Here is a 24,070-nt window from a genome sequence, read left to right as displayed (position 1 = left end):
GGTTCAGCGATCTGTCACCAGACTTGGAGGTGAATGGATGCGTAACCGTGATGCTGTCCTGGGGATTCCGTTATCCGAACGCCGGGTAACGGGGGCCGGACGGGTACCAACGAGGACATTATCGGGCGAACTTGAATATTCCACCTTGATCTACGCGCGGAGACGGCACGCGGATCGCCGTGCCAGGTCACCGGAAAGTGCCGCGTCCCGAACCCCTGGGGAACGCTCAGTAACGACCGGGCACCGGCGGGTACCCGTACCCGCCGGCGGGAGCCTGGGGGGTCTGGGGCGGGGCGGCGAGCGCGTGGGCCTCGCGGTCGTAGAACGGGCGGGCGTTCGCGCGCAGCCACATCACGACCGGGTCCTGCTCGTCCGACATCGCGACCGTCGACACCGGCAGCCCGTCGGGGACCGCGCCGATCGACTGCTGCATCATCGCGCGCACCGAGTCCACGGCGGCCGGCGAGGTGTCGTACACGTCCAGGCCGATGGCCAGATACGGCGCGCCGAGCGCGGGCTGCACCCAGGCGCGGCGCAGGGAGCGGACCGCCGGGGTGCGGTGGGCGTTCTGCGAGAGGAGCGCGTAGAACTGCGGGATCTCGATGCCGGGTTCGGAGAGACGCAGGGGTCCGGCGGGCTGGCGTTCCAGGCCCGCCGCGATCCGGCGCAGGTCGAGCCAGGGGATGCCGACGCCGCCGCCCGGGGAGTGCGGGTTGAGCCAGATGCCGAACTGGTCCGGGTAGAGGGTGCGGGCCACGTCGAGGCCGTCGACCACCTCGTACGACCTGTTCCAGCCGCTGACCGACAGCTCCTGGGCGGAGGTCACGCAGGGCGCGTAGCCGTAGCCGTCGACCTGCATGTTTCCGTACTGCGCGTCGGGGGAGCCGGCCTGGCCGTGCCAGAGCAGCATCCAGATCTGGCCGGAGGACGGGGTCGCGAGGGCGCGCAGGAGTGCCTCGTAGGCGTCGTAGCGCCCGGGCGTGACTTGGCGCAGCATGTGCTCGACCTGACCGGCCGCGGCCGTGCCCGACGCGCTCACCATTACCGCCCCTTCGTAACACCGACCGAGTTGTGCGGTTCTTAGCTTAGGCGCTCCGCCGGGTAGGCCGGTGAGAGCTCGGGGCCTGGAGTTTGTCGGCGGAGTGCGGGTGGTTCGTGGCTGGTCGCGCAGTTCCTCGCGCCCCTGGGGGGTTGCCCCGGGGGGTGCTTCAGGGGAGCTGTTCAGTAAGCGTGTTGGTAGAAGGGGCGGACCTTGTCCCTCAGCCAGTCCGTCACCGGGTCCTGGGCCGCGTCCAGGAAGACCAGGTTGACCGGCCAGGGGGAGGGGGTGCGGCCCAGGGCCCTGGCGACCGCGTCCATGGGGATGGTGCGGGCCAGCGGGTCCCAGGGGGAGAGTTCGACGCCTATGAACATCACGGGGGCGCCCGTCTCTATCGTGGCCAGGCAGCGGCGGGCCGTGCGGACCACGCCGGTGCCCGCGAACTCCGTGGAGGCGGCGGCGAGGAAGTCGACCGGGTCCTGCTGCCAGTCGGGCTCGTAGAGGCGGACCCGTCCGCCCGCGGTGCCGTCGAGGACGGTGCGGCCGGCGCGGCAGAGTTCGGCGACGGCCTGCGGGGGCAGCGGGACGCCGACCACGCCGTCCGGGTTCACGGCGATGCCGACCTGGGGCTGAAGCCCCCGGGCGAACTCGACGGCGGGGGCCACGGTGTACGACACATGGGCGCCGACGACCTGCCGGAACTGTTCCTCGGAGCTGAAGACCGGCACGTACGCCTGGCCCTGGATGTCCATCGTGGGCAGGTCGAGGGGGCCGGAGTGGGGGCCGCCGCCGGACGGGAGGGGGACCCAGACGAAGCTGCGGCCGAGGACCTCGACGATGCGGGCGCCCGCGCCGGGGACGCCGAGGGAGGCCGAGAGCACCTCCTCCAGCTCGTTGCCGGGCCAGCCGCCGTGCGAATGCGGGTGTGCCGGTGCGGGGAAGCCCCCGGAAAGGTCCGGGGGGAAGTCCGCCGGGATGTCCATCTGCCTACCGCCTGCTGTGAACCGCTGTCGTGAGTCCCTTGGTGGGAGTCCCTCAATGGGCAAAACCCTAACCGGCCCTGACGGGTACGGAGGTCAGTCCTCGAAGTCGATCCTGCGCAGGACGTCCGCCGCGTCCCGGTCGAGCAGCACCGCCGAGCCGCAGCCCTCCGGCAGGTTGCCCTTCTCCACGGAGCGCAGCAGGCGCGAGGCGGCCTGCCGGTGGCGCAGGAACGCGTACCGCGAGACGCCCCGGCCGCGTTCGCGCTGGCCCTCCAGGGCCTCGCCGGGAGCGACGTCGAGGAGGAGCAGATGCAGGGTGCCGCCCCGGCGGCGGGCCTCGCGGGCCAGCCAGCCGCGCACCCAGGCCTGCGTACCGCAGTCGTGGACGACGACTCCGGCGCCCGAGCGCAGGGCGCGGCGCAGTCCGGCGTAGTGGGCGAGGCGGACGAGGGGGCGGTAGACGGCGTAGGGGAGGAAGGCGGGCGTACGGGCGTCCCACTGGTCGCGGGTGTTCTGGGAGTCGATGCCGGTGGCGCGCACCGCGCGGCGCATCAGGGTGGACTTGCCGCTGCCGGGCAGGCCGGTGACCACGACGAGGTCGCGGGCGCCGAAGGTGAGGCCGTGCGGGCTGTGGCCCGAGCGTTCCCGCAGGTCGCGGATCACGGGTGCCGGGCGCGGGGCGCACGTCTCCCGGGCGGGGGCGGCCGGCTGCGCCGGCAGCGTGTCGGTCAGCGCGAGGGCCGGGGTCGTCGCGTACGCCGTGGTCCTGTTCACCGTGATCGTCCTCCCATGGGGTCGGGAAGTACCGTCCCCGTCGAGCGTAAAGAGAAGGTAATACGCGGTGTCTCTCGTTCGGGTCCTATTACTGCAACAGGCCTGCTACAGGGCGGTGGATGGCCGGTTCGCGGACCTTCGGCGGGGCCGGGACCCCTCAGGGAAGGGTCCCCCTGCCACGGCGCAGGAATGCGTGCGATGATGTGCCCGCCAACTGCATACCGGCCGCTTGAATCCGCGCGGGAGAGTTCCGGGACCCCTTGGGTACCCGGGCGCCGAAGGAGCAAGTCCCTCCCTTGAATCTCTCAGGCCCCGTTACCGCGCGGGCGAGGCACATCTGAAAAGCGGGCCGCGGGTCGTGACGACCGTGGCTCCACCCAAGGTGCAAGTCGATGACCAGGCGTTTCGCCGAAGGTCATGACGAACCTCTCAGGTTCCGATGACAGATGGGGAGGAACGACCTCGCCGTCATGCCCTGGGAGCACTACCGATGAGCAGCACCACTCCGCGTCTGACCGCGCTCGATGCCCTGCATCGTTCGCTCGGCGCCACCATGACCGACTTCGCCGGCTGGGACATGCCCCTGCGGTACGGCTCCGAGCGCGAGGAGCATCTGGCCGTACGCACCAAGGCCGGTCTCTTCGACCTCTCCCACATGGGTGAGATCACCGTGACGGGGCCGGAGGCGGCCGGGTTCCTGAACTTCGCCCTCGTCGGCGACATCGCGTCGGTCGCCGTCGGGCGCGCCCGCTACACCATGATCTGCCGGGCCGACGGCGGCATCCTCGACGACCTGATCGTCTACCGCCTGGCCGAGACCGAGTACCTGGTCGTGGCCAACGCGGGCAACGCGCAGGTCGTGCTCGACGCCCTGGTGGAGCGTGCCGACGGCTTCGACGCGGTCGTCCGCGACGACCGGGACGCGTACGCGCTGATCGCCGTGCAGGGCCCGGAGGCCCCCGGCATCCTCGCCGCCGTCACCGACGCCGATCTCGACGGCCTGAAGTACTACGCGGGGCTGCCCGGCACGGTCGCCGGGGTGCCCGCCCTCATCGCGCGCACCGGCTACACCGGCGAGGACGGCTTCGAGCTGTTCGTGGCGCCGGGTGACGCGGAGAAGGTGTGGCAGGCGCTGACCGACGCGGGTGCGCCCGCCGGGCTCGTCCCCTGCGGTCTGTCCTGCCGGGACACCCTGCGCCTGGAGGCGGGCATGCCGCTGTACGGGCACGAGCTGACCACCTCGCTCACGCCCTTCGACGCCGGGCTCGGCCGGGTCGTCAGGTTCGGCAAGGCGGGCGACTTCGTGGGCCGCGAGGCCCTGGGCGAGGCCGCCGAGCGCGCTTCGCAGGAGCCGCCGCGGGTGCTGGTCGGCCTGGTCGCCGAGGGCCGCCGCGTCCCGCGCGCCGGGTTCGCGGTCGTCGCCGGTGGCCAGGTCGTCGGCGAGGTCACCTCGGGCGCCCCCTCCCCCACCCTCGGCAAGCCGATCGCGATGGCGTACGTCGACGCCGCGCACTCGGCCCCGGGCACGGCGGGCGTGGGCGTGGACATCCGGGGCACCCACGAGCCGTACGAGGTCGTCGCACTGCCCTTCTACAAGCGCCAGAAGTAGCCCCGGCCGTCCCCGACCGTCCCCGACCGTCCCTCACCTTCCGTGATCTTCCGTGTCCTGCCCGCCGACGGGCAGTCCCTGTAGTACCCCATGCATGACCCCATGCATGACCAGTCCCCCGCGTACAGGAGAATTCAGGCCATGAGCAACCCCCAGCAGCTTCGCTACAGCAAGGAGCACGAGTGGCTGTCGGGCGCCGAGGACGGCGTCTCGACGGTCGGTATCACCGAGCACGCGGCCAACGCGCTCGGCGATGTCGTGTACGTCCAGTTGCCCGAGGTCGGGGCCGCGGTGACCGCGGGCGAGACCTGTGGCGAGCTGGAGTCGACCAAGTCCGTCAGCGACCTGTACTCCCCGGTCACCGGTGAGGTCACCGAGGTCAACGAGGACGTCTCCAACGACCCGTCCCTGGTGAACTCCGCTCCCTTCGAAGGCGGTTGGCTCTTCAAGGTGCGTGTCTCGGAGGAGCCGGGCGACCTGCTCTCCGCGGACGAGTACACCGCGTTCTCCGGAAGCTGAGTTCCCCGAGCCGAGTCCCCCAGGCACCAGGACGTAAGGACGTAACGACCCCATGTCGCTTCTGAACACTCCCCTGCACGAGCTCGACCCCGACATCGCCGCCGCCGTCGACGCCGAGCTGAACCGCCAGCAGTCCACCCTGGAGATGATCGCCTCGGAGAACTTCGCTCCGGTCGCCGTCATGGAGGCCCAGGGCTCGGTTCTCACCAACAAGTACGCCGAGGGCTATCCCGGCCGCCGCTACTACGGCGGCTGCGAGCACGTCGACGTCGCCGAGCAGATCGCGATCGACCGGGTCAAGGAGCTGTTCGGCGCCGAGTACGCCAACGTGCAGCCGCACTCGGGCGCCTCCGCCAACCAGGCCGCGCTGTTCGCGCTGGCCCAGCCCGGCGACACCATCCTCGGCCTGGACCTGGCCCACGGCGGCCACCTCACGCACGGGATGCGGCTGAACTTCTCCGGCAAGCAGTTCAATGTGGTCGCCTACCACGTGGACGAGGCCGGTCTGGTCGACATGGCCGAGCTGGAGCAGCTCGCCAAGGAGCACCGCCCGAAGGTGATCATCGCGGGCTGGTCGGCGTACCCGCGTCAGCTCGACTTCGCGGAGTTCCGCCGTATCGCGGACGAGGTCGGGGCCTACCTCTGGGTTGACATGGCGCACTTCGCCGGACTGGTCGCGGCGGGCCTGCACCCGAACCCGGTGCCGTACGCGGACGTCGTCACCTCGACGACCCACAAGACGCTGGGCGGCCCGCGCGGCGGGATCATCCTGGCGAAGCAGGAGTTCGCGAAGAAGCTGAACTCGTCCGTCTTCCCGGGCTTCCAGGGCGGCCCCCTGGAGCACGTGATCGCGGCGAAGGCGGTCTCCTTCAAGGTCGCGGCCAGCGAGGACTTCAAGGAGCGCCAGCGGCGTACGGTAGAGGGCGCACGGCTCCTCGCCGAGCGCCTGGTGCGCGCGGACGTCACGGAGCACGGTGTGTCCGTCCTGTCGGGTGGTACGGACGTCCACCTGGTCCTCGTCGACCTGCGCGACTCCGAGCTGGACGGCAAGCAGGCCGAGGACCGGCTCCACGAGGTCGGCATCACCGTCAACCGGAACGCGATCCCGAACGACCCGCGTCCCCCGATGGTGACGTCGGGCCTGCGCATCGGCACGCCTGCGCTGGCCACCCGCGGCTTCACGACCGAGGACTTCGCGGAGGTCGCCGATGTGATCGCCGAGACCCTGAAGGCGCCCGCCCCCTTCGGGGAAGCCGACGCCGAGCGCCTGAAGGCCCGCGTGAAGGCGCTGGCCGACAAGCACCCGCTGTACCCCGGTCTGACCAAGTAGTACCCCCGCAGTGGGTGGGCTCCGCCGTCGTGCGGAGCCCGCCACCCCCCGTTCTGAGGAGTTCCCGTGGCCATATCGGTCTTCGACCTGTTCTCGATCGGCATCGGCCCGTCCAGCTCCCACACGGTGGGCCCGATGCGGGCGGCCCGGCTGTTCGCCAGCCGGCTGCGCAACGAGGAGCTGCTCGGGGCGGTGGTGTCGGTCCGCGCGGAGCTGTACGGCTCGCTGGGCGCGACCGGCCACGGCCACGGCACGCCCAAGGCCGTGCTGCTCGGCCTGGAGGGCGCCTCACCGCGCACGGTGGACGTGGAGGGCGCGGACACCCGGGTCGAGCAGATAAAGGAGTCGGGCCGGCTCAGGATCCTCGACGACCACGAGATCGACTTCTCCTTCGACGACGACCTGGTCCTGCACCGCCGCAAGACCCTCGACTACCACGCGAACGGCATGACCCTGTGGGCGTTCGACGCCTCGGGCGCCGAGCTCCTCGCGAAGACGTACTACTCGGTGGGCGGCGGATTCGTCGTCGACGAGGACGCGGTGGGCGCGGACCGGATCAAGCTCGACGACACGGCCCTGAAGTACCCCTTCCGCACGGGCGACGAGCTGCTGCGCCTGACGAAGGAGACCGGTCTGTCGATCTCCGCGCTGATGCTGGAGAACGAGCGGGCCTGGCGCACCGAGGAGGAGATCCGCTCCGGGCTGCTGGACATCTGGCGCGTGATGCAGGCGTGCGTGTCGCGCGGCATGTCCCGCGAGGGCATCCTGCCGGGCGGGCTCAAGGTCCGCCGCCGCGCGGCCATGTCGGCGCGTCAGCTCCGGGCGGAGGGCGAGCCGTTGGCGCGCGCCATGGAGTGGATCACGCTGTACGCGATGGCGGTGAACGAGGAGAACGCGGCGGGCGGCCGGGTGGTGACGGCCCCGACGAACGGCGCCGCCGGGATCATCCCGGCCGTCCTGCACTACTACCTCAACTTCGTGCCGGGCGCCGACGAGGAGGGCGTGGTCCGCTTCCTGCTCGCCGCCGGCGCGATCGGCATGCTGTTCAAGGAGAACGCGTCGATCTCCGGCGCGGAGGTCGGCTGCCAGGGCGAGGTCGGCTCGGCCTGCTCGATGGCGGCGGGCGCGCTGGCCGAGGTACTGGGCGGCAGCCCCGAGCAGGTCGAGAACGCGGCCGAGATCGGCATGGAGCACAACCTCGGCCTGACCTGCGACCCGGTGGGCGGCCTGGTCCAGATCCCGTGCATCGAGCGCAACGGCATGGCCGCGGCGAAGGCGGTCACGGCGGCCCGCATGGCGATGCGGGGCGACGGCTCGCACCTGGTGTCCCTGGACAAGGTCATCAAGACGATGAAGGAGACGGGGGCCGACATGAGCGTCAAGTACAAGGAGACGGCTCGGGGTGGGCTGGCGGTCAACATCATCGAGTGCTGAGTTCCGGGAGCGGGCCGCGCCCGTGTGTGGTCGCGCCGGCCGGTGGGAGTGGGCACCGGTTCCGGCCCGGGCGGTCCACAGGTCCGCCCGGGATGCGCTGATCAGCCGAGGGTGAGCAGTTCCTCGTAGAAGCCGCCGAACTCCCGTTCCCGGTCGATGAGATGGATCTCCAGGATCCAGTGGCAGCGGCGCCCGGCCTTGTCGGTGCGTCGCAGCGGGGTGTCGTTGGCGGGGGCGATGTACGACTCCGTGTCCGCGCCGTCGATCTTCTCGTGCGGGAATTCGCCGACCAGGTGTCCGGCGTGCCAGCCGCCCAGCTGCCACCCGGCTTCCGTCGCGAGTCGTTCGACCTCGGCGTACAACTGGGCGCCGGTGATGTGCGGGTCGGCTTCGAAGAAGCGGCGGCCGGCCTCGAAGACCACCGGCAGGTCGTCGCGCAGCCGGTGCTTGACCGGGTCGTCGCCGATGACGAAGGTCCGGCCGAAGTCGGCCTCGTACTCCTCGAAGATCGGGCCGAAGTCGGCGAACACGATGTCGTCCGCGCCGATCACCCGGTCCGGCGGGTTCTCGCGGTAGGGCTTCAGCGTGTTGGGTCCGGAGCGGACGATCCGCTTGTGCCAGTGCCGGGTCGTGCCGAACAGCTCGTTCGCCAGGTCCCGGACGCGGTCGCTGACCGCCCGCTCGCCCTCGCCGGGCGCGACGAGTCCGCGCTTCCCGATCTCCGTGAAGAGGTGTCCGGCCTTGGCCTGGGCGTCCAGGAGTCGGGCCGCGCGCGTGGGTTCGTCGTCCGCCATGGGCCCGAAGGTAGGCCGACTGATCGTTTCCCGGCAACCGGGAATCGTCACCGCCCTTCTCTCATCGGGGTCATGTCCACGCGCGGTAGCCGCCGTCCACGCGGATCGTGTTGATCGCGCTGATGTGCCGGGCCCCGCAGCGGTCCTGAGGCAGGACGAGTTGGGGGCCGGCCCGGTCGAGCGGGGTGTCGTCGATGGTGACCGCCAGGAGCACGGGCGCGCGACCGAAGTCCGGGGCTGTCTCCGCCCAGGACAGCAGTGCGTGATGGCCGTCGGCCCCGGTCACGGCGATGAGGAAGCGCAGGCGGTCCTTGCGGCGGGCCGCGTCGAAGCCGGGGCCCGCGTCCGCGAGCACGTCGTGCAGCAGGGGGCCGGTGAAACGGTGGTGCCGGGTGCCGCTGGTGGCGCACTCGAAGCTGACGTCCGCCTCGTGCTGGGGCCAGGCGAGCAGATCGGGCACCGTCAGCCGGTTCGGACGGTCCAGGTCACCGGTGAGGGCGACTTCCGCCATCGGAACGGCGGCCGTACCGGCGGCTGCGAGGGACTGACTCACGGGCTACCACCTCCCGGAGGGGAGGTACCCGGACCCGTATCCCGGGCAAACGCATCTGCCAACTCCTTGGATCACGATTGCGGCTCATGCCAAGCCTTGGAGGCTTTCTCCTTGCATCTGCGGCATATCATCGGCGTATGCACACCTACCGGATCGGGGACGCCGCCGCCCTGCTCGGTGTCAGTGCCGACACCGTGAGGCGCCTGGTCGACGGCGGGAGACTCACCGCCGAGCGGGACGAGCAGGGCCGCCGGATCATCCCCGGGCCGGCCCTCGCCGCCTACGCCCGCGAGACGCACCGGGCGGAGCGGGAGTCCACCGGCTCCTCGGCCCGCAACCGGCTGGCAGGCATCGTCACCGATGTGATCCTCGGCGATGTGTCGGCGCAGGTGGAGATCCAGGCCGGACCGTTCCGGGTGGTGTCGCTGGTCAGCCGGGAGTCGGCCGAGGAGTTGAGGCTGGAGCCCGGTGTTCCGGCGGTTGCCGTGATCAAGTCGACGAACGTGGTCGTCGAGAGACCGTAATTGGTCCGTCAGGACCACAGGTGATTGTGTCCGTCAGGACCAGAGGGAGTAGATCCGTGATGACCCGTACCGCGCGCCGGACCCTTCAGATGACCGGTGTCGGCGTCGCCGCGCTGCTGGCCCTGAGCGCCTGCTCGTCGTCCGACGACTCCTCGTCGGCGAAGTCGGGCCCCACCGGGTCCGCTTCGGCCCCGGCCTCCGACAAGGTGTCCGGCACGGTGACCGTGTTCGCCGCCGCCTCCCTGAAGGAGAGCTTCACGGCTCTGGGCGAGAAGTTCGAGAAGGCCCACCCCGGTACGAAGGTCGCCTTCAGCTTCGGCGGCAGCGACTCCCTCGCCGCGAGCATCACCGGCGGCGCCCCGGCCGACGTGTTCGCCTCGGCCAGCCCCAAGACGATGAAGATCGTCACGGACGCCGGGGACGCGTCCGGCACGCCCGCCACCTTCGTCCGCAACCAGCTGGAGATCGCGGCCCTGCCGGGCAACCCCGCCAAGATCGCCTCCCTGAAGGACCTCACCAAGCCGAGCCTCAAGGTCGTCCTGTGCGACAAGACGGTGCCCTGTGGCGCCGCCGCGCAGAAGGCCCTCGACGCCGCCAGGCTGAAGCTCACCCCGGTCTCCTACGAGCAGGACGTCAAGAGTGCCCTGACGAAGGTCGAGCTGAAGGAGGCCGACGCCGCCGTCGTCTACAGGACCGATGTGCACGCCGCGGGTGACAAGGTGGAGGGTGTGGAGTTCCCCGAGTCCGCCGGTGCCGTCAACGAGTACCCGATCGTCCAGCTCAAGGACAGCAAGAACGCCGAAGCCGCCCAGGCGTTCATCGCGCTGGTGCGGTCCGCCGAGGGCCGGCAGGTCCTGACCGAGGCCGGGTTCCTCAAGCCGTGACCCTCCCGGCCACCGACAGGTCCGGCGCCGCGGCCGACACCCTCAAGGGCGGTCCCCGGCGTCGGCTTCGGCGTCGGTCTGTCCGGACGGGCGGGCGAGGGCTCGGCCGGGGTGTGCCGCCCGCGCTGCTGGTGCCCGCGCTGATCGGTGTGGCGTTCCTGGTCGTGCCGCTGATCGCCCTGCTCGTACGGGCGCCGTGGCACGGTCTGCCCGCGCAGTTGACCAGTGCCGAGGTGTGGCAGGCGCTGCGGCTGTCCCTGGTCTGCGCCACCGCCGCCACCGCGGTGAGCCTGGTCCTGGGCGTGCCGCTGGCCTGGCTGCTGGCCCGCGTCGAGTTTCCCGGACGCGGCCTCGTACGGGCCCTGGTCACCCTGCCGCTCGTACTGCCGCCGGTCGTCGGCGGTGTCGCGCTGCTGATGGCGCTCGGCCGCAACGGCATCGTCGGGCGGTCGCTCGACTCCTGGTTCGGGATCACGCTCCCCTTCACCACCACCGGGGTCGTCGTCGCCGAGGCGTTCGTCGCGATGCCCTTCCTGGTCATCAGCGTCGAGGGCACCCTGCGCGCCGCCGACCCGCGCTTCGAGGAGGCGGCGGCCACGCTCGGCGCGTCCCGGTTCACCGCGTTCCGCAGGGTCACGCTCCCGCTGATCGCGCCGGGCATCGCCGCGGGTGCCGTGCTGGCCTGGGCGCGGGCGCTCGGTGAGTTCGGGGCGACGATCACCTTCGCGGGCAACTTCCCCGGCCGCACCCAGACCATGCCGCTGGCCGTCTATCTGGCCCTGCAGAGCGACCCGGAGGCCGCCATCGCCCTCAGCCTGGTCCTGCTGGCCGTGTCCGTCGCGGTGCTGGCGGGCCTGCGCGACCGTTGGATGACAGCAGGGGGATGACCGCAGGTGGATGACAGCAGGACGACCGAACCCGATCACTCCGCCGCCTCCGGCCCTGGCGCCGGCGACCCCGCCCCGGACGGCCTCGACGCCCGTCTCGTCGTCGAGCGCGGCGCCTTCCGGCTCGACGTGGCGCTGCGAGTCGCGCCCGGTGAGGTCGTCGCCCTGCTCGGTCCGAACGGTGCCGGCAAGACCACCGCCCTGCGCGCCCTCGCCGGCCTGGCCCCGCTCACCGACGGCCATCTGCGGCTGGACGGCGCGGCGTTGGAGCGTACGCCGCCGGAGTCCCGTCCGGTCGGCGTCGTCTTCCAGGACTATCTGCTCTTCCCGCACCTCACCGCCCTCGACAACGTGGCGTTCGGGCCGCGCTGCCACGGCGCGACCAGGGCCGAGGCACGCGCGCGGGCCGCCGAGTGGCTCGGCCGCCTGGGCCTCGCGGAGCACGCCGGTGCCAAACCGCGCAAGCTGTCCGGCGGCCAGGCGCAGCGCGTCGCCCTGGCCCGCGCGCTGGCCACCGGCCCGCGCCTGCTGCTCCTGGACGAGCCGCTGGCCGCCCTGGACGCCCGTACCCGCCTGGAGGTGCGCGCCCAACTCCGGCGCCACCTGGCCGAGTTCGAGGCTGTCGCGGTCCTGGTCACACATGATCCGCTGGACGCGATGGTGCTGGCCGACCGGCTGGTCGTCGTCGAGGACGGCCGGGTCGTCCAGGAGGGCACCCCTTCCGTCATCGCCCGCCATCCGCGCACGGACTACATCGCCCAGTTGGTCGGCCTGAACCTGTACCGGGGCCAGGCCGACGGCCACACCGTCCGCCTCGGCACCGGCCCCTCCATCACCACCACCGAGGCACTGTCCGGCCCGGTGTTCGTGGCGTTCCCGCCGAGCGCGATCACGCTCTACCGGGACCGTCCGACCGGCGCCAGCGCCCGCAACCTCTGGCGCTGTCGGGTGAACGGCCTGGAGAGCCACGGCGACCAGGTCCGCGCCGACCTCACCGGCGAACTCCCGCTCGCCGCCGACCTGACCACGGTCGCCGCCGCCGAACTCGACCTGCACCCGGGTGCGGAGGTCTGGGCGACGGTGAAGGCGGCGCAGACCCACGCCTACCCGGTCTGAGAACGCACCCGAGCCGAGCCCCGCCACCAGGAACAGCGCTGCTCCCACCAGGTCCACGACAGGGTCTGGTGCGGCATCCCGGGTCAAAGCCGGGCATGGAATATGTAAGTAACAAACGCGGAATGGCTGGGCAATCTCCGTGGGTCACTCTCTGCTTGGTCGTCCGGCGACAGACAGTCGGCACTGAGCACGGAGGGAAGCGCGATGAGCCTTGTCAGCGGGCGCGGCACGGACCTCCGGTGCCGTGTCCACCAGTCGGCCTGGACACGCGGACGTGTGGCGCACGGTTCACATCCGGCGTCCGAGGGACCGCACGCCTGATCCCGTACCGACGATCGCGGCCGGCGCCCCGCCCGGGCCGCCGTGCCAGGTGTCGCTGTCCCGGGACCGGCCTGTCGCCCCACGCCTCTGCCACGCACCCACACTTTGCCCGTGCCGTCGTCCTGACAGGCGCCTCGCAGGTGCCAGCCGGGCCGTTTCGGCCGCGCTCCACAGAAGGACCTTCCGTATGACCACTGCTCCACCCCGCCCTGCCCTGCCCCGGGACTGCACGTTCGACGCCGACGACTGGGCGATCCTCGCCCGGCACTGGTACCCGGTCGCCCGGTCGAGCGAGATCGGCGACGCCCCCACCGCCGTACGCCTGCTCGACGAGACCCTGGTCGCCTACCGGGTGGGCGGCAGCGTGGTCGTGGCGCACGACATCTGTCCGCACCGGGGTGTGCCGCTCAGCCTCGGCGCGGGCGACGGCAACGGCATCACCTGCGCGTACCACGGGCTGCGCTTCGGGGAGGGCGGGCGGTGTGTGCGTGTCCCGGCACATCCGGAGTCGAAGATCCCGTCCCGCCTCAACCTGCGTACCTTTCCCGTCGTCGAGCGGTACGGGCTCGTGTGGACCTGTCTGCGGCCGGTCCCGGACGCCGAGCCGGTGATCCCGGCCATGGCCCACTGGGACGACGAGGGATTCCAGCGGATCAACTGCCCCGAGATCGACATCGCCGCGTTCGCCGGCCGGCAGGTCGAGGGGTTCCTGGACGTCGCCCACTTCGGCTTCGTCCATCTGGACTCCTTCGGGGACCCCGACGACACCGTCGTGCCCGACTACACCCCGGTCCGCCACGACCACGGGTTCTGCGTCGACTACTGGAGCACCGCCTCCAACTACCCGCACGGCAGCGGCAAGCAGGCCCCTCCCGGCTTCCGGTGGCTGCGTCACTTCGACGTCCACCTGCCGTTCACCGCGACGCTGGTGGTGCACTTCCCCGGCGGCGGGCGGCTGAACATCATGAACGCCGCCTCCCCGGTGTCGGCCCGGCAGACCCGTATGTTCGCCCCGATCGCCCGTGACTTCGACACCGACCAACCCGTCCAGGGCGTATACGACTTCAACCGGACGGTCTTCGAGGAGGACCGGGCCATCGTCGAGGTCCAGAAGCCCGAGAACCTCCCCCTGGACCCCCGGCTCGAAGTGCACATCCCGGCCGACCGCAGCTCCATCGCCTACCGTCGCGGACTGCGCGACCTGGGCCTCAGCCACTTCTTCACCGCGTAGGGGCCCGCTGTGCAGAGCCTCGACGTCATCGTCCACGCGGTCTCCCTCGCCTCCGCCACCAGCCACAGTTACGAACTCCGGGCGGCCCCCGGAGCAGCCGCCCTGCCGTCCTTCGAGGCGGGCGCTCACATCGACGTCCGCCTCGGGCCCTCCCTCGTCCGTCCGTACTCGCTGTGCAACTCCCCTCGGGAAACGGGGCGTTACCTGATCTGCGTACGGCGCGACGACACCGGCCGGGGCGGCTCCCGCACCCTGCACCGCGACCTCCATGTGGGCCGGCGGCTGCGGATCTCGCCCCCGCGCAATCACTTCCCGCTCGTGGCGGCCCGGCGCCATGTGCTCGTCGCGGGTGGCATCGGCATCACACCGCTGCTGTCGATGGCCGAGGCCCTGGCGGCGCGGGAGGCACCGTTCGTCCTGCACCACTACACCTCCAGCGCGGCGGACGCCCCGCTGCTGGAACGGCTCGTGGCCTCCGCCTTCGCCGAGCGGACCGTGGTCCATCACAGCGACCGGGGGGACACCGTCCGCACGGGGCTGCCCGCCGAACTGCTGGCCCCCGACCCGGACACGGCCGTCTACGTCTGCGGGCCCGACGGTTTCATGACCCACGTCACCGCCGAGGCGACCGCCGCCGGCTGGCTACCCGGCCAGATCCACACGGAACGCTTCGCCCCGGCGACTCCCGCGACTCCTACGGCCGCCGGTGCCGAAGTCACCACCGAAGCCGCCACCGAGTTCACCGTACGGATCGCGAGCACCGGCATCGGCTACCCCGTCCCCGCCGACCGCACCATCGCCGACGTCCTCACCTCGGGCGGCGTCGAGGTCGAGCTGTCCTGCGAACAGGGCATCTGCGGCGCCTGTCTGACCCCCGTCCTGGCCGGCGAACCCGACCACCGCGACGAGGTCCGGACCCCCGAGGAGCGCGCCGCCGACGACCGGATCACCATCTGCTGCTCGCGCTCCCGCACCCCCGAACTCCTCCTCGACCTCTGACCCCACCGATCCGGCCTCCGGCCCGACCTTCGGCCCGGCCTTCGACCCGACCGAGCACCTCCCGCCAGGCACCAAGCGAAAGCGAAAAGGAACCACCCCATGACCAACAGCATGAGCAGTGACGACAGAGCGTTCATGGCCGCCGAGCGCCGGCTCTTCCTCAAGCGGGGACTCCAGCTGGGCGGTGCCGTGCTGCTCGGCGGCCCGTTGCTGGCCGCGTGCGGCGACTCCGACTCGAAGTCCTCGACCGCCTCCTCGTCCTCCGGTGCCAAGGGCTTCGGGGAGCTGACGCTGCGGCTGTCCTGGATCAAGAACGTCGAGTTCGCGGGCAGTTACATCGCGGACAGCAAGGGCTACTACAAGGCCGAGGGCTTCTCGAAGGTCACCCTCATAGGCGGCGGCCCGTCCGCGACACCGATGGAGACGGACGTCGTCACCAAGAAGGCGCTCGTCGCGATCAGCGCCCCCGACATCACCGGCGCCGCCGTCGCCAAGGGCGCACCGCTGAAGATCATCGGCGCCCAGTACCAGAAGAACCCGTTCTGCATCATGTCGATGGCCAAGAACCCGATCGCCAAGCCGGAGGACATGTACGGCAAGAAGATCGGCGTGCAGGCGGGCAACGAGTCCGTGTGGGCGGCGTACATCAAGGCCACCGGGCTTGACGAGTCGAAGATCACGAAGGTGCCGGTGCAGTTCGACCCGCTGCCCCTGACCCAGGGGACCGTGGACGGCTGGTTCTCCTTCGTGACCAACGAGCCGAACACGCTGCGGCTGAAGGGCTTCAAGGTCGCCACGATGCTGCTCGCCGACACCGGCTACCCGCTGGTCTCGGAGGTCTACATCGTCCGCCAGGACACCATCGACAACCAGCGCGACCTGCTCAAGGCGTTCCTGCGCGCGGAGATCAAGGGCTGGAAGGCGAACATCGCCGACCCCGCGCTCGGCGCGAAGCTCGCGGCCGAGACGTACGGCAAGGAGCTCGGGCTGACGACCAAGGAGCAGACCCTGGAGTCCGCGGACGAGAGCAAGCTGATGGTGAGCGACGGCACCAAGAAGAGCGGCCTGTTCACCATGACCCCGGAGCTGGTCGAGGAGAACATCAAGACGCTGAAGTTCGGCGGCCTCGACCTCACCGCCGCCAAGCTCTTCGACCTCTCGATCATCGACGAGATCTACAAGGAGAACCCCGCCCTCATCTGAGGCTCCGGCGGCACCGGTGCGGCCCCCGTCGGCCCACCGGTGCCGGCTTCCGGCTTCCGGCTTCCAGTACCCGTATCCCCTGACCCGTACCCACACCACGCACCGCACACCGCACACCGCACACCGAGGTCGCCAACTGATGAGTACCGCAGCCGTTGTTCCCGAAGCACCCGACGAGTCCGTGCCCTCCGGCACCGGGCTGTCCCTGCGCGGGCTGAGCAAGGAGTTCAAGCTCGGCCGGAACCGCGTTCCCGCACTGGCCGGCGTCGATCTGGACACGGCCGAGGGCCAGTTCCTCGCGCTGCTCGGGCCGTCGGGCTGTGGCAAGTCGACGGTTCTGCGGATCCTCGCCGGGCTCGACAGCCCCACCTCAGGTACGGCGCTCGTGCACGGCGAGGATCCGGAGGCGGCCCGCAAGCGGCACCACCTGGGCATCGCCTTCCAGGACGCCGCGCTGCTGCCGTGGCGCTCGGTCGCCGCCAACATCCGGCTGCCGCTGGAGATCAGCGGTATCAAGGCCGACCCGGCGGCGATCTCCGACCTCATCAGGCTGGTCGGTCTCGAAGGCTTCGAGAAGGCCCGCCCCGCCCAGCTCTCCGGCGGGATGCGGCAGCGTGTCGCGATCGCCCGTTCGCTGGTCGTCGACCCCAAGGTGCTGCTGCTGGACGAGCCGTTCGGCGCGCTGGACGACATGACCCGTCAGCGGCTGAACCTCGAACTCCAGCGCATCTGGCAGGCCCGCGCGGTGACCACGCTGCTGGTCACCCACTCCATCAACGAGGCCGTGCTGCTCAGCGACACCGTCGCCGTCATGTCCCCCCGGCCCGGCCGGATCGTGGAGGTCGTCTCCATCGACCTGCCGAGGCCCCGCACCCCGGAGATGATGCGCTCACCCGAGTTCCACGCCTACGCCGACCAGTTGTCGGAACTCCTGTTCGGCCGCGCCGACTCCCCCGCCGACGCCGCCGAGTCCGCCGAGTCCGCGGCGGGGGCGTCATGAGTGCGCGGCGTTCCGCCTGGACCGGCGGGGCCGTCGGCATCGCGGCCCTGATCGGGGCGTGGTCGCTGCTGGCCACCACCGTCTTCGGCCCCGGGGACGGCGTTCCCACCCCCTGGTCGGTGGTGGCGAGCGTGTCCGACGACGGCTGGACCTTCTACAGCCCGCATGTCACGCAGACCGTGGGCGAGGCCCTGACCGGGTATCTGCTCGGCAACGCGCTGGCGCTGGGCCTGGCGGTGCTGGTGCTGCTGGTGCCCGTACTGGAGCGGGTGATCACGCAGATAGCGGTGGCTTCCTATTGTCTGCCGATCGTGGCGATCGGCCCGATCCTGTCCCTCGTCCTGGACGGGGACAAGCCGATGTCGGCGATGGCCGGGCTGTCGGTCTTCTTCACCACCCTCATCGGCGCCCTGCTCGGCCTGCGCTCGGCCGACCCCGCCTCCCTGGACCTCGTACGCGCGTACGGCGGCGGTCGCTGGCAGCAGATGCTGCGGGTCCGTCTGATCGCCGCACTGCCCAGCACGCTGGCCGCGCTCAAGATCGCCGGGCCGGCGGCGCTGCTCGGCGCGATCATCGGCGAGTACCTCGGCCGTGTCGACAACGGCCTCGGCATCGCCATGACCATCGCCCAGCAGCAGCTCGACGTGCCCCGCACCTGGGGCATCGCCCTGGTCTCGGGCGCGGTGGCGGGCGTCGCCTACGGCGCGGTCGGGATCGTCGCCCGCTACGCGCTGCCGTGGTCGCGCACGACAACAGTGGAAGGCGGAGGCGCATGAGCACCGCGACGAACACGCGTACGACCCCCGCGCTGCGCTTCGCGGCGGGTGTGCTGCGCCCGCTGCTGAACGTGGTCGTGACGATGACGGCCGTCGTCGTCCTGTGGATCGTCTTCCTGGAGATCTACGACCTGGACCCACTGGTGGCCAAGTCGCCGGTCGACATCTTCCACTACCTGTTCACGGGCGCGGACGCGGGCGCCCACCGCTCCCTGGTCTCCTCCGGTCTGGGCCGCACCCTGCTCGACGCCGGGTTCGGCTTCGTCGCCGGGCTGGCGGCGGCGGTGGGCGTGGCGGTCGTCTTCGTCCTGCTGCGGAGCGTCGAGCAGGCACTGCTGCCGATGGCGGTCGTCATGCGGTCCGTGCCGCTGGTGGCGATGACCCCGCTCATCACCCTCGTCTTCGGCCGCGGCCTGATGGCCACGACCGTCATCAGCGGTCTGATCGTCTTCTTCCCCGCCCTGGTCACCATGACCTTCGGTCTGCGCTCCGCGTCCCGTCAGGCGGCCGACCTGTGCCGCGCGTACGGCGCCGGAAGCTGGACGGTCGCCCGTAAGGTGATGCTGCCCAGCGCGGTCCCCGCGTTCTTCGCCAGCGCCCGTGTCGGCGTCCCCGGGGCCCTGATCGGCGCGCTGCTCGCCGAATGGCTCTCCACCGGACAAGGTCTCGGCTACGCGATGCTCAAGGACTCGTCCACCTTCGACTACGACCACCTCTGGGCCTCGGTCGCGGTCCTCACCGCGGTCTCCGCACTCGCGTACAACACCATCGCGGCCATCGAGACCGTCGCCCTGGCCCGCTTCGCGCCCAACATCCGCCCGGGCACCTGACCTGAGCGGCCAGGGCGGCCAGTTCTCGTTCCCATGGGTTCCCATGGGTTCTCACGGGTTGCCACGGGCCTGCCCGGCTCCTCGGCCCGTGACCCCGTCCTGCCTACCACCGGAGACCTGCTCGATGGACACTTCCGCCCTCGCCACCACGTTCGGCGCCCGGCTCCCCGCCTGGGTACTGTCCGAGCTGGCCGACGTGCCCGACACCCTGCCGACCGACGAGGACCGGATGCGCCTCGCCAACCGGCTCGCCGAACGCAACCACCGCGAGGACACGGGCGGTCCTTTCGCCGCGCTGGTGGTGGAGACGGCGACCGGACGGCTCGTCTCCGCCGGAGTCAACGTCGTCCTGGCCTCCGGGCTCTCCTCCACCCACGCCGAGGTCGTGGCGATCTCCCTGGCGCAGACCCGCCTCGGCGCCTGGGACCTCGGCGCCCCGGGCGGCCCGGACCTGGAACTGGTCGTCAACTGGCGCCCCTGCGCCATGTGTTACGGCGCCGCGATGTGGTCCGGGATCCGGCGCCTGGTCATCGCGGGGGAAGGCCCCGAGGTGGAGCAGCTCACCGGCTTCGACGAAGGCCCCATGCGCGAGGACTGGGCAGAGCAGTTCGAGCGGCGCGGCATCCGGATCGTGTCCGACGTGCTCCGTGACGAGGCGGTCGCGGTCTTCCGGGCCTACGGCGAGCGCACGGACGCCGTCGTCTACAACGCACGCGGGGCCGCGACGACCGTCACCTCGTAACGGGCCTGGCCTGGCCAGAAGGGTTGAGTCAAGGGGAGGGCGGGGGCATGTGCCCCCGCCCTTCCCCGCTGCACGGCCTCAGCCGTCGTACGAATAGAAGCCGCGCCCGCTCTTCGCGCCGAGGTACCCCTGGTCCAGCAGCATGCGCAGGAGTTGGCGCGGGCCTTCCGGGGTGCCGGGGCGTTCCTTGGCGTAGTGCTCCTCCACGTCCAGGACGACGTCCAGGCCCACCTGGTCCATCGCGCGGAACGGGCCGACGGGCGTGCCCAGGGTGTCGCGGAATATCTCGTCGACGTCCTCGGGGGTGGCCACACCCTCGGCGGCGACCATCAGGGATTCGCGTTTGATGGCGGCCCAGATGCGATTGAAGATGAATCCGGTGCTTTCCCCGCGCACTTCATAGGGCCGCAGGCCGAATTCCGGCAGGACGGTCATCAACCGCTTCATCACGTCCGGATCCGTGGTGCCGCTTGACATTACCTCCACGATGCGGCAGGCCGGGAGCTGGGTGAAGAAGTGGGTGTTGACCACCCGCTCCGGCCGTACGGTCACGGCGTCCGCGAAGAGGCGGGTGGAGTACGAGGAGGAGTTGCTGGCGAGGATCGCGTCCTCGGGAGCGGTCCGGCCCAGTTCGGCGAACAGGTCGCGTTTCAGGTCCAAGCGCTCGGGGATCGCCTCCACCACGAGCCAGGTGTCGCGGACGGCGTCGGCGAGGTCCTCCAGCGGGACCACCGTGCCCGGGGCGCCGCCCGGGATGTCCGCCGCGACCTGCGGGAGCTGGTCCGTCACAAAGCCGGCCGCGGCGGCGCGCTGCTCGGCCGACGGGTCGAGAATCCGCACCTCGCCGCCCCGGGCGGCGAGCATCAGGGCGATCCTGCGGCCCATCGTCCCGGCTCCGACGACTGCCGCCGGACGGTCAGGCACGGTGAATTCGACGATCTCCGGGGAATTCCGCATTTGCTACCTCTTTCGAATTCAGGTAACCATCCATTGGATTCAATCATGTTCTCCTGATCGGCTACTGACGGGGAACTGATGCGGGTTTCACCGGTGATTGCGCCTTCTACGGGCATGCTTTTCCGTGCTAGCTTCGAGAAGTCTTCCCACAACCATCCTTTTTCGTTCGCCATTCCTGCTGGAGTTCTGATGAACGATTGGTTTCCGTCGGCGGCTGCCCGCCCGGACGCCGAGGCCCAGCTTTTCCTCTTTCCGCACGCCGGCGGTTCCCCACTCGGTTACATGTCCTGGAGCTCCGATCTGCCCCGTGGTCTTGAGCTGCGCGCGGTGCAGTTGCCGGGACGGCCCGGACAGAGCGGTGAGGCGCCCCGTTCGGAGCTCGGTCCGCTGGTCGAGGAGTTGTGCGACGCGGTCGAGGCGGAACTGGACGGCCGGCCGTACCTGTTCTTCGGGCACAGCCTCGGCGCGCTGCTGGCCTACCGGCTGACGGTGGGACTCACCGAGCGGGGCGCGGTGCCCCCGGCGCTGCTCGCCGTGTCCGGCTGGGCGCCCGAACTGCCCGACGCCATCGGGCTGTCCCTGGTGCACCGGATGCCGGACGCCGAACTGCTCGCCACGGTCGACCGGTTGGGCCTCGTACCCACCGCGACGCCACGCGAACGGGCGCTGCTGGAGTCCGCCGTTCCGACCATCCGGGCGGACTTCTCGCTGGTCGCCGGGTACGAGGACGACGGTGCGCGCGTACCGTGCCCGATCGCCGCGTACACCGGGGCCACCGACCCGCTGATGCCGCCCGGGGCCATGCGGGCGTGGTCCGGCCGGACCGAGTCGTTCCTCGGTGTGCGGGAGTTCCCAGGCGGCCATTTCTATCTGTTCGAGCACGCCATGGCGATCCAGCTCGATCTGGACCGCCGTATCCGACGGCAGTCGGCCGGCTCCGCGCCCGCCGACTGGTCGAGTCCACTTCCGCTGGAGGGTTCATGCAGTCCGCTCTGACCGGATCTCCTCCTCCGTCGGCCGACCTGGACGCCCGGCAACTGCGCGACTGTCTGGGCCGGTTCGGCACCGGGGTGAGCACGGTGACCTACGCCGAGGGCGCGGGTTCCCGTGGCATCACCATCAGTTCGTTCACCTCCGTGTCCCTCGCCCCGTCCCTGGTGCTGGTCAGCGTCGGCCGCCGGGCGCGGGCCTGCGCGGGCCTGCGCGGCGCGCCGTTCGTGGTCAACGTCCTGGCCGCCGACCAGGCGCCGCTCGCGCTGCACTTCGCCGGCCGGCCGCAGTCCGGGCTGCCCGTTCCGTGGGTGGACCAGGACGGTGTGCCCCGGCTCGACGGCACGGTGGCCTGGCTGCGGTGCCGGCCCTGGCGTGCCTACGACGGCGGCGATCACATCCTGTTCGTCGGCGAGGTACAGGACTTCGCCTTCACCTCCGGCGACCCGCTGCTCTTCCAGGACGGCTCCTTCTGCCGGCCGGGTCCGCGGATCGCCGTACCGCCCGCCCTGGAGACCAAAGGAGAGCGCACATCATGAACGTGGTACTGGTCACCGGCTGCAGCAGCGGCATCGGCGCCGCGACCGCCGTCGAGTTCGCCCGGCGCGGAGCGGTCGTCTACGCGACGATGCGCGATCCGGCCAGGAGCGAGAAGCTGCGCAAGACCGCCGACGCCGAGGGCCTGACCCTGCGGCTGCTGACGCTGGACGTCACCGACGACGCGTCCGTGGAGTCGGCGGTGCGCACGGTCCTGGAGGAGGAGGGCCGCCTCGACATCCTCGTCAACAACGCGGGGGTGGGTGACGCCGGGCCGGTCGAGACGATCGCCATGGACCGCGCGCGAGCGGTCTACGAGACCAATGTGTGGGGGCCGGTCCGGCTCGCGCGGGCGGTGCTCCCCTCCATGCGGGAGCGGCGCAGCGGTGTCATCGTCAACGTCGGCTCCATCGCGGGGCGGCTGCCCGGAATGCCGCACAGCGGTTTCTACGGATCGAGCAAGCACGCCCTGTCGCTGCTCACCGAGGCGCTGAGCTGGGAGGTCGCGCCCTTCGGTATCAGGGCGCTGATCGTGGAGCCGGAGTTCTTCGCCACCGAGATCTTCAACCACGGGGTGATCGACTCCACCGCCGACGGTCCCTACAGCGCCGATCACGAGTGGGCCAACAACTACGTCGTGCACAGCAGCGCCCAGGCGGACCGCGATCCGGCGGAGGCCGCCGAGGCCATCGTCACGGCCGCCCTCGATCCCGAATCCCCCGTGCACGTCCTCGTCGGGCCCACGGCAGCCGCGTTCACCGAGACCGCGGCGGCCGTCGGCAGCTTCGAGAACTGGGTGAAGGCCGCCACGCAGATGATCGAGACCGTCTGCGGCCCCCGTCCCACCGCACCCACGCCCGGCACCTGACAACCGACGACCGACGACCCCAGGAGACGACGACGATGGCACGCATTCCCTATCCCGATCCCGATTCCCTGCCCGCCGAGGCCCAGAAGGCGCTGGCCCGGCTCGCCTCCCCGCTCAACATCATGGCGATGGTGTCCCACGCGCACACGCTGCTGGAGCCGGTGCTGGGTCTCGCCGAGGCCCTCTTCACCCGGCTCGACCTGCCACCGGAGGTGGCCGAACTCTCCATCCTCCAGGTGGCGTTGGACACCGGCGCCGAGTACGAGTGGGTGCAGCACGAGCCCCTCGCACTGCGCGCCGGCGTCCCCGCCGAGCAACTGGCCGCGCTGCGCGCCGGGGACACGACCTGGCTCGACGAGCGTCAGCGGGCCGCCGTACGGGTCGCGCAGTGGGTGTGCCGCGGGGAGGACGTGCCCGCCTCCGAAGTGGAGGAGATACGGGAGGTGCTGACGTCCCGTCAGCTCCTGGAGCTGTTCCTGCTGACCGGCTGCTACCTCCAACTGGCCCGCATCATCACGGTGTTGGAGGTCGACATCGACCCGGCCGACGGCCGCCTGATGAAGGTCCAGGCCGACGCGGGCGCCTGATACCGCGAACGGCTACTGCCCCCGGCACCGAGAAGGTGCCGGGGGCAGTAGCCGTTGTGCGTCGCGTACGTCAGGAGGAGTCGGCCCCGGTGAGGAGTCGCCGGCGGACCTCGCGGCGCAGGATCTTGCCGGAGGGGTTGCGCGGCAGGTCGTCCACCAGGTGGTAGCGCACGGGAACCTTGTAGTCGGCGATCCGGCCTTGCAGATACGTCATCAGCTCGCGCGGCCGTACGGAGACACCGGGGCGGGGCAGGACGCAGGCGTGGACCTCGTCGCCCCACTCGGGATGCGGTACGCCGACCACGGCGACGTCGGCGACGGCCGGGTGCTCGCTGAGCTGCTTCTCGATCTCGGCGGGGTAGATGTTCTGGCCGCCGACGATGATGGTGTCGTTGATCCGGTCGCACAGGAACAGATAGCCGTCGTCGTCGAGATAGCCGGCGTCACCCATGTGCAGCCAGCCGTCGACCATGGCTCGCTCGGTGGCCTCGGGAAGGTTCCAGTAGCCGAGCATCCGAGCGGGGGTGCGGACGCAGACCTCGCCGGTCCGGCCGGGCGGCAGACTGTTGCCGTCGGCGTCGAC

General features: G+C 71.0%; 26 protein-coding genes and 2 riboswitches. Of the genes, 19 read left to right on the top strand and 7 right to left on the bottom strand.

Annotation, left to right across the window (positions count from 1 at the left end; translation table 11 throughout):
* Positions 1–226: 226 nt before the first annotated feature.
* The 3 genes from AOK08_RS24795 to AOK08_RS24785 form a co-directional block, all read right to left on the bottom strand.
* The gene (locus AOK08_RS24795) at positions 227–1,039 is read right to left on the bottom strand and encodes an enhanced serine sensitivity protein SseB C-terminal domain-containing protein (RefSeq protein ID WP_055530002.1); all 813 of its coding nucleotides are present in this window, start codon (positions 1,037–1,039) and stop codon (positions 227–229) included.
* Positions 1,040–1,221: 182 nt separating this feature from the next.
* Positions 1,222–2,022, bottom strand: a complete 801-nt coding sequence (locus AOK08_RS24790; protein WP_055529965.1) for an enhanced serine sensitivity protein SseB — start codon at positions 2,020–2,022, stop codon at positions 1,222–1,224.
* A gap of 93 nt (positions 2,023–2,115) precedes the next feature.
* A complete protein-coding gene (locus tag AOK08_RS24785) occupies positions 2,116–2,802 on the bottom strand; it encodes an AAA family ATPase (protein WP_055529963.1) in 687 nt (228 codons plus the stop codon).
* A gap of 224 nt (positions 2,803–3,026) precedes the next feature.
* A riboswitch (glycine riboswitch) is annotated at positions 3,027–3,127 on the top strand.
* Positions 3,128–3,252: riboswitch (glycine riboswitch) on the top strand. It begins immediately after the preceding riboswitch.
* 34 nt (positions 3,253–3,286) lie between these two features.
* Between AOK08_RS24785 and gcvT the strand changes: the two genes are divergently transcribed.
* The 4 genes from gcvT to AOK08_RS24765 all read left to right on the top strand — a co-directional run bounded on the left by gcvT (position 3,287) and on the right by AOK08_RS24765 (position 7,688).
* Positions 3,287–4,405, top strand: coding sequence for a glycine cleavage system aminomethyltransferase GcvT (gene gcvT / locus AOK08_RS24780; protein ID WP_055529961.1), 1,119 nt, complete (start codon positions 3,287–3,289; stop codon positions 4,403–4,405).
* Positions 4,406–4,546: 141 nt separating this feature from the next.
* The gene (gene gcvH, locus AOK08_RS24775; RefSeq protein ID WP_055529952.1) at positions 4,547–4,924 is read left to right on the top strand and encodes a glycine cleavage system protein GcvH; all 378 of its coding nucleotides are present in this window, start codon (positions 4,547–4,549) and stop codon (positions 4,922–4,924) included.
* A 52-nt stretch (positions 4,925–4,976) separates the two neighbouring features.
* Positions 4,977–6,254, top strand: a complete 1,278-nt coding sequence (gene glyA / locus AOK08_RS24770; protein WP_055529950.1) for a serine hydroxymethyltransferase — start codon at positions 4,977–4,979, stop codon at positions 6,252–6,254.
* Between the two features lie 66 nt (positions 6,255–6,320).
* Positions 6,321–7,688: an L-serine ammonia-lyase gene (locus AOK08_RS24765; protein ID WP_055529947.1), complete on the top strand. Its 1,368-nt coding sequence runs from the start codon at positions 6,321–6,323 to the stop codon at positions 7,686–7,688.
* 101 nt (positions 7,689–7,789) lie between these two features.
* On the opposite strand, the gene AOK08_RS24760 is transcribed toward AOK08_RS24765, so the two are convergent.
* A complete protein-coding gene (locus AOK08_RS24760; RefSeq protein WP_055529946.1) occupies positions 7,790–8,482 on the bottom strand; it encodes a M24 family metallopeptidase in 693 nt (230 codons plus the stop codon).
* Between the two features lie 70 nt (positions 8,483–8,552).
* Positions 8,553–9,035 carry a molybdopterin-dependent oxidoreductase gene (locus AOK08_RS24755; protein ID WP_055529944.1) on the bottom strand — a complete coding sequence of 161 codons (483 nt, stop codon included), beginning with the start codon at positions 9,033–9,035 and terminating at the stop codon, positions 8,553–8,555.
* Between the two features lie 137 nt (positions 9,036–9,172).
* Here AOK08_RS24755 and AOK08_RS24750 point away from each other — a divergent pair, with 137 nt between their 5' ends.
* The 11 genes from AOK08_RS24750 to AOK08_RS24700 all read left to right on the top strand — a co-directional run bounded on the left by AOK08_RS24750 (position 9,173) and on the right by AOK08_RS24700 (position 19,548).
* A complete protein-coding gene (locus AOK08_RS24750; RefSeq protein ID WP_198539378.1) occupies positions 9,173–9,559 on the top strand; it encodes a TOBE domain-containing protein in 387 nt (128 codons plus the stop codon).
* Between the two features lie 59 nt (positions 9,560–9,618).
* Positions 9,619–10,443 (top strand): molybdate ABC transporter substrate-binding protein, encoded by an 825-nt coding sequence (gene modA / locus AOK08_RS24745; protein WP_055529942.1) that lies wholly within the window; start codon positions 9,619–9,621, stop codon positions 10,441–10,443.
* A complete protein-coding gene (modB, locus tag AOK08_RS24740) occupies positions 10,440–11,330 on the top strand; it encodes a molybdate ABC transporter permease subunit (RefSeq protein WP_055529940.1) in 891 nt (296 codons plus the stop codon). The genes modA and modB overlap by 4 nt, the downstream gene beginning before the upstream one ends.
* A gap of 6 nt (positions 11,331–11,336) precedes the next feature.
* On the top strand, positions 11,337–12,446 hold the full coding sequence (locus AOK08_RS24735; RefSeq protein WP_055529938.1) for an ABC transporter ATP-binding protein: 1,110 nt from the start codon (positions 11,337–11,339) through the stop codon (positions 12,444–12,446).
* 508 nt (positions 12,447–12,954) lie between these two features.
* Positions 12,955–13,998, top strand: coding sequence for an aromatic ring-hydroxylating oxygenase subunit alpha (locus AOK08_RS24730; RefSeq protein ID WP_055529936.1), 1,044 nt, complete (start codon positions 12,955–12,957; stop codon positions 13,996–13,998).
* A 9-nt stretch (positions 13,999–14,007) separates the two neighbouring features.
* Positions 14,008–14,997 (top strand): PDR/VanB family oxidoreductase, encoded by a 990-nt coding sequence (locus AOK08_RS24725; protein ID WP_055529934.1) that lies wholly within the window; start codon positions 14,008–14,010, stop codon positions 14,995–14,997.
* Positions 14,998–15,096: 99 nt separating this feature from the next.
* Positions 15,097–16,200, top strand: coding sequence for an ABC transporter substrate-binding protein (locus AOK08_RS24720; RefSeq protein ID WP_079054247.1), 1,104 nt, complete (start codon positions 15,097–15,099; stop codon positions 16,198–16,200).
* A 139-nt stretch (positions 16,201–16,339) separates the two neighbouring features.
* Entirely contained in the window at positions 16,340–17,200 is an 861-nt protein-coding gene (locus tag AOK08_RS24715; protein WP_055529999.1) for an ABC transporter ATP-binding protein, read from the top strand.
* On the top strand, positions 17,197–17,976 hold the full coding sequence (locus AOK08_RS24710) for an ABC transporter permease (RefSeq protein WP_055529931.1): 780 nt from the start codon (positions 17,197–17,199) through the stop codon (positions 17,974–17,976). Before AOK08_RS24715 ends, AOK08_RS24710 begins: the two co-directional genes overlap by 4 nt.
* On the top strand, positions 17,973–18,806 hold the full coding sequence (locus AOK08_RS24705) for an ABC transporter permease (RefSeq protein ID WP_055529929.1): 834 nt from the start codon (positions 17,973–17,975) through the stop codon (positions 18,804–18,806). The genes AOK08_RS24710 and AOK08_RS24705 overlap by 4 nt, the downstream gene beginning before the upstream one ends.
* A gap of 124 nt (positions 18,807–18,930) precedes the next feature.
* On the top strand, positions 18,931–19,548 hold the full coding sequence (locus AOK08_RS24700; protein ID WP_055529927.1) for a nucleoside deaminase: 618 nt from the start codon (positions 18,931–18,933) through the stop codon (positions 19,546–19,548).
* Between the two features lie 78 nt (positions 19,549–19,626).
* Here the strand turns inward: AOK08_RS24700 and AOK08_RS24695 are convergent, their stop codons facing one another.
* Positions 19,627–20,505, bottom strand: coding sequence for a 3-hydroxyacyl-CoA dehydrogenase family protein (locus AOK08_RS24695; protein ID WP_055529925.1), 879 nt, complete (start codon positions 20,503–20,505; stop codon positions 19,627–19,629).
* 189 nt (positions 20,506–20,694) lie between these two features.
* Between AOK08_RS24695 and AOK08_RS24690 the strand changes: the two genes are divergently transcribed.
* The 4 genes from AOK08_RS24690 to AOK08_RS24675 are packed head-to-tail and all read left to right on the top strand — an operon-like array spanning position 20,695 to position 23,487.
* Complete coding sequence (locus AOK08_RS24690) at positions 20,695–21,501, top strand: thioesterase II family protein (RefSeq protein WP_055529923.1); 807 nt, start codon at positions 20,695–20,697, stop codon at positions 21,499–21,501.
* Positions 21,486–22,034, top strand: a complete 549-nt coding sequence (locus AOK08_RS24685; RefSeq protein WP_079054245.1) for a flavin reductase family protein — start codon at positions 21,486–21,488, stop codon at positions 22,032–22,034. Before AOK08_RS24690 ends, AOK08_RS24685 begins: the two co-directional genes overlap by 16 nt.
* Positions 22,031–22,900, top strand: coding sequence for an SDR family oxidoreductase (locus AOK08_RS24680; protein ID WP_055529921.1), 870 nt, complete (start codon positions 22,031–22,033; stop codon positions 22,898–22,900). Before AOK08_RS24685 ends, AOK08_RS24680 begins: the two co-directional genes overlap by 4 nt.
* Before the next feature lie 35 nt (positions 22,901–22,935).
* The gene (locus tag AOK08_RS24675; protein WP_055529919.1) at positions 22,936–23,487 is read left to right on the top strand and encodes a carboxymuconolactone decarboxylase family protein; all 552 of its coding nucleotides are present in this window, start codon (positions 22,936–22,938) and stop codon (positions 23,485–23,487) included.
* Positions 23,488–23,557: 70 nt separating this feature from the next.
* On the opposite strand, the gene AOK08_RS24670 is transcribed toward AOK08_RS24675, so the two are convergent.
* The coding region (locus tag AOK08_RS24670; RefSeq protein ID WP_157876776.1) for an AMP-binding enzyme at positions 23,558–24,070 on the bottom strand (513 nt) is incomplete at its 5' end.

Source organism: Streptomyces graminilatus (assembly GCF_001418565.1).
Classification (GTDB): Bacteria; Actinomycetota; Actinomycetes; order Streptomycetales; family Streptomycetaceae; genus Streptomyces; species Streptomyces graminilatus.
Note: the sequence above shows the minus strand (reverse complement) of the source record. Positions and strands in the feature narration are given on the sequence as shown.

What these genes read in the sequence shown, in the direction of transcription:
- AOK08_RS24790 (WP_055529965.1), bottom strand. Translation starts at nt 2,022, where the DNA reads ATGGACATCCCGGCGGACTTCCCCCCGGACCTTTCCGGGGGCTTCCCC.
- gcvT (WP_055529961.1), top strand. Translation starts at nt 3,287, where the DNA reads ATGAGCAGCACCACTCCGCGTCTGACCGCGCTCGATGCCCTGCATCGT.
- gcvH (WP_055529952.1), top strand. Translation starts at nt 4,547, where the DNA reads ATGAGCAACCCCCAGCAGCTTCGCTACAGCAAGGAGCACGAGTGGCTG.
- glyA (WP_055529950.1), top strand. Translation starts at nt 4,977, where the DNA reads ATGTCGCTTCTGAACACTCCCCTGCACGAGCTCGACCCCGACATCGCC.
- AOK08_RS24760 (WP_055529946.1), bottom strand. Translation starts at nt 8,482, where the DNA reads ATGGCGGACGACGAACCCACGCGCGCGGCCCGACTCCTGGACGCCCAG.
- AOK08_RS24750 (WP_198539378.1), top strand. Translation starts at nt 9,173, where the DNA reads ATGCACACCTACCGGATCGGGGACGCCGCCGCCCTGCTCGGTGTCAGT.
- modA (WP_055529942.1), top strand. Translation starts at nt 9,619, where the DNA reads ATGACCCGTACCGCGCGCCGGACCCTTCAGATGACCGGTGTCGGCGTC.
- AOK08_RS24730 (WP_055529936.1), top strand. Translation starts at nt 12,955, where the DNA reads ATGACCACTGCTCCACCCCGCCCTGCCCTGCCCCGGGACTGCACGTTC.
- AOK08_RS24720 (WP_079054247.1), top strand. Translation starts at nt 15,097, where the DNA reads ATGACCAACAGCATGAGCAGTGACGACAGAGCGTTCATGGCCGCCGAG.
- AOK08_RS24715 (WP_055529999.1), top strand. Translation starts at nt 16,340, where the DNA reads ATGAGTACCGCAGCCGTTGTTCCCGAAGCACCCGACGAGTCCGTGCCC.
- AOK08_RS24710 (WP_055529931.1), top strand. Translation starts at nt 17,197, where the DNA reads ATGAGTGCGCGGCGTTCCGCCTGGACCGGCGGGGCCGTCGGCATCGCG.
- AOK08_RS24705 (WP_055529929.1), top strand. Translation starts at nt 17,973, where the DNA reads ATGAGCACCGCGACGAACACGCGTACGACCCCCGCGCTGCGCTTCGCG.
- AOK08_RS24700 (WP_055529927.1), top strand. Translation starts at nt 18,931, where the DNA reads ATGGACACTTCCGCCCTCGCCACCACGTTCGGCGCCCGGCTCCCCGCC.
- AOK08_RS24695 (WP_055529925.1), bottom strand. Translation starts at nt 20,505, where the DNA reads ATGCGGAATTCCCCGGAGATCGTCGAATTCACCGTGCCTGACCGTCCG.
- AOK08_RS24690 (WP_055529923.1), top strand. Translation starts at nt 20,695, where the DNA reads ATGAACGATTGGTTTCCGTCGGCGGCTGCCCGCCCGGACGCCGAGGCC.
- AOK08_RS24685 (WP_079054245.1), top strand. Translation starts at nt 21,486, where the DNA reads ATGCAGTCCGCTCTGACCGGATCTCCTCCTCCGTCGGCCGACCTGGAC.
- AOK08_RS24680 (WP_055529921.1), top strand. Translation starts at nt 22,031, where the DNA reads ATGAACGTGGTACTGGTCACCGGCTGCAGCAGCGGCATCGGCGCCGCG.
- AOK08_RS24675 (WP_055529919.1), top strand. Translation starts at nt 22,936, where the DNA reads ATGGCACGCATTCCCTATCCCGATCCCGATTCCCTGCCCGCCGAGGCC.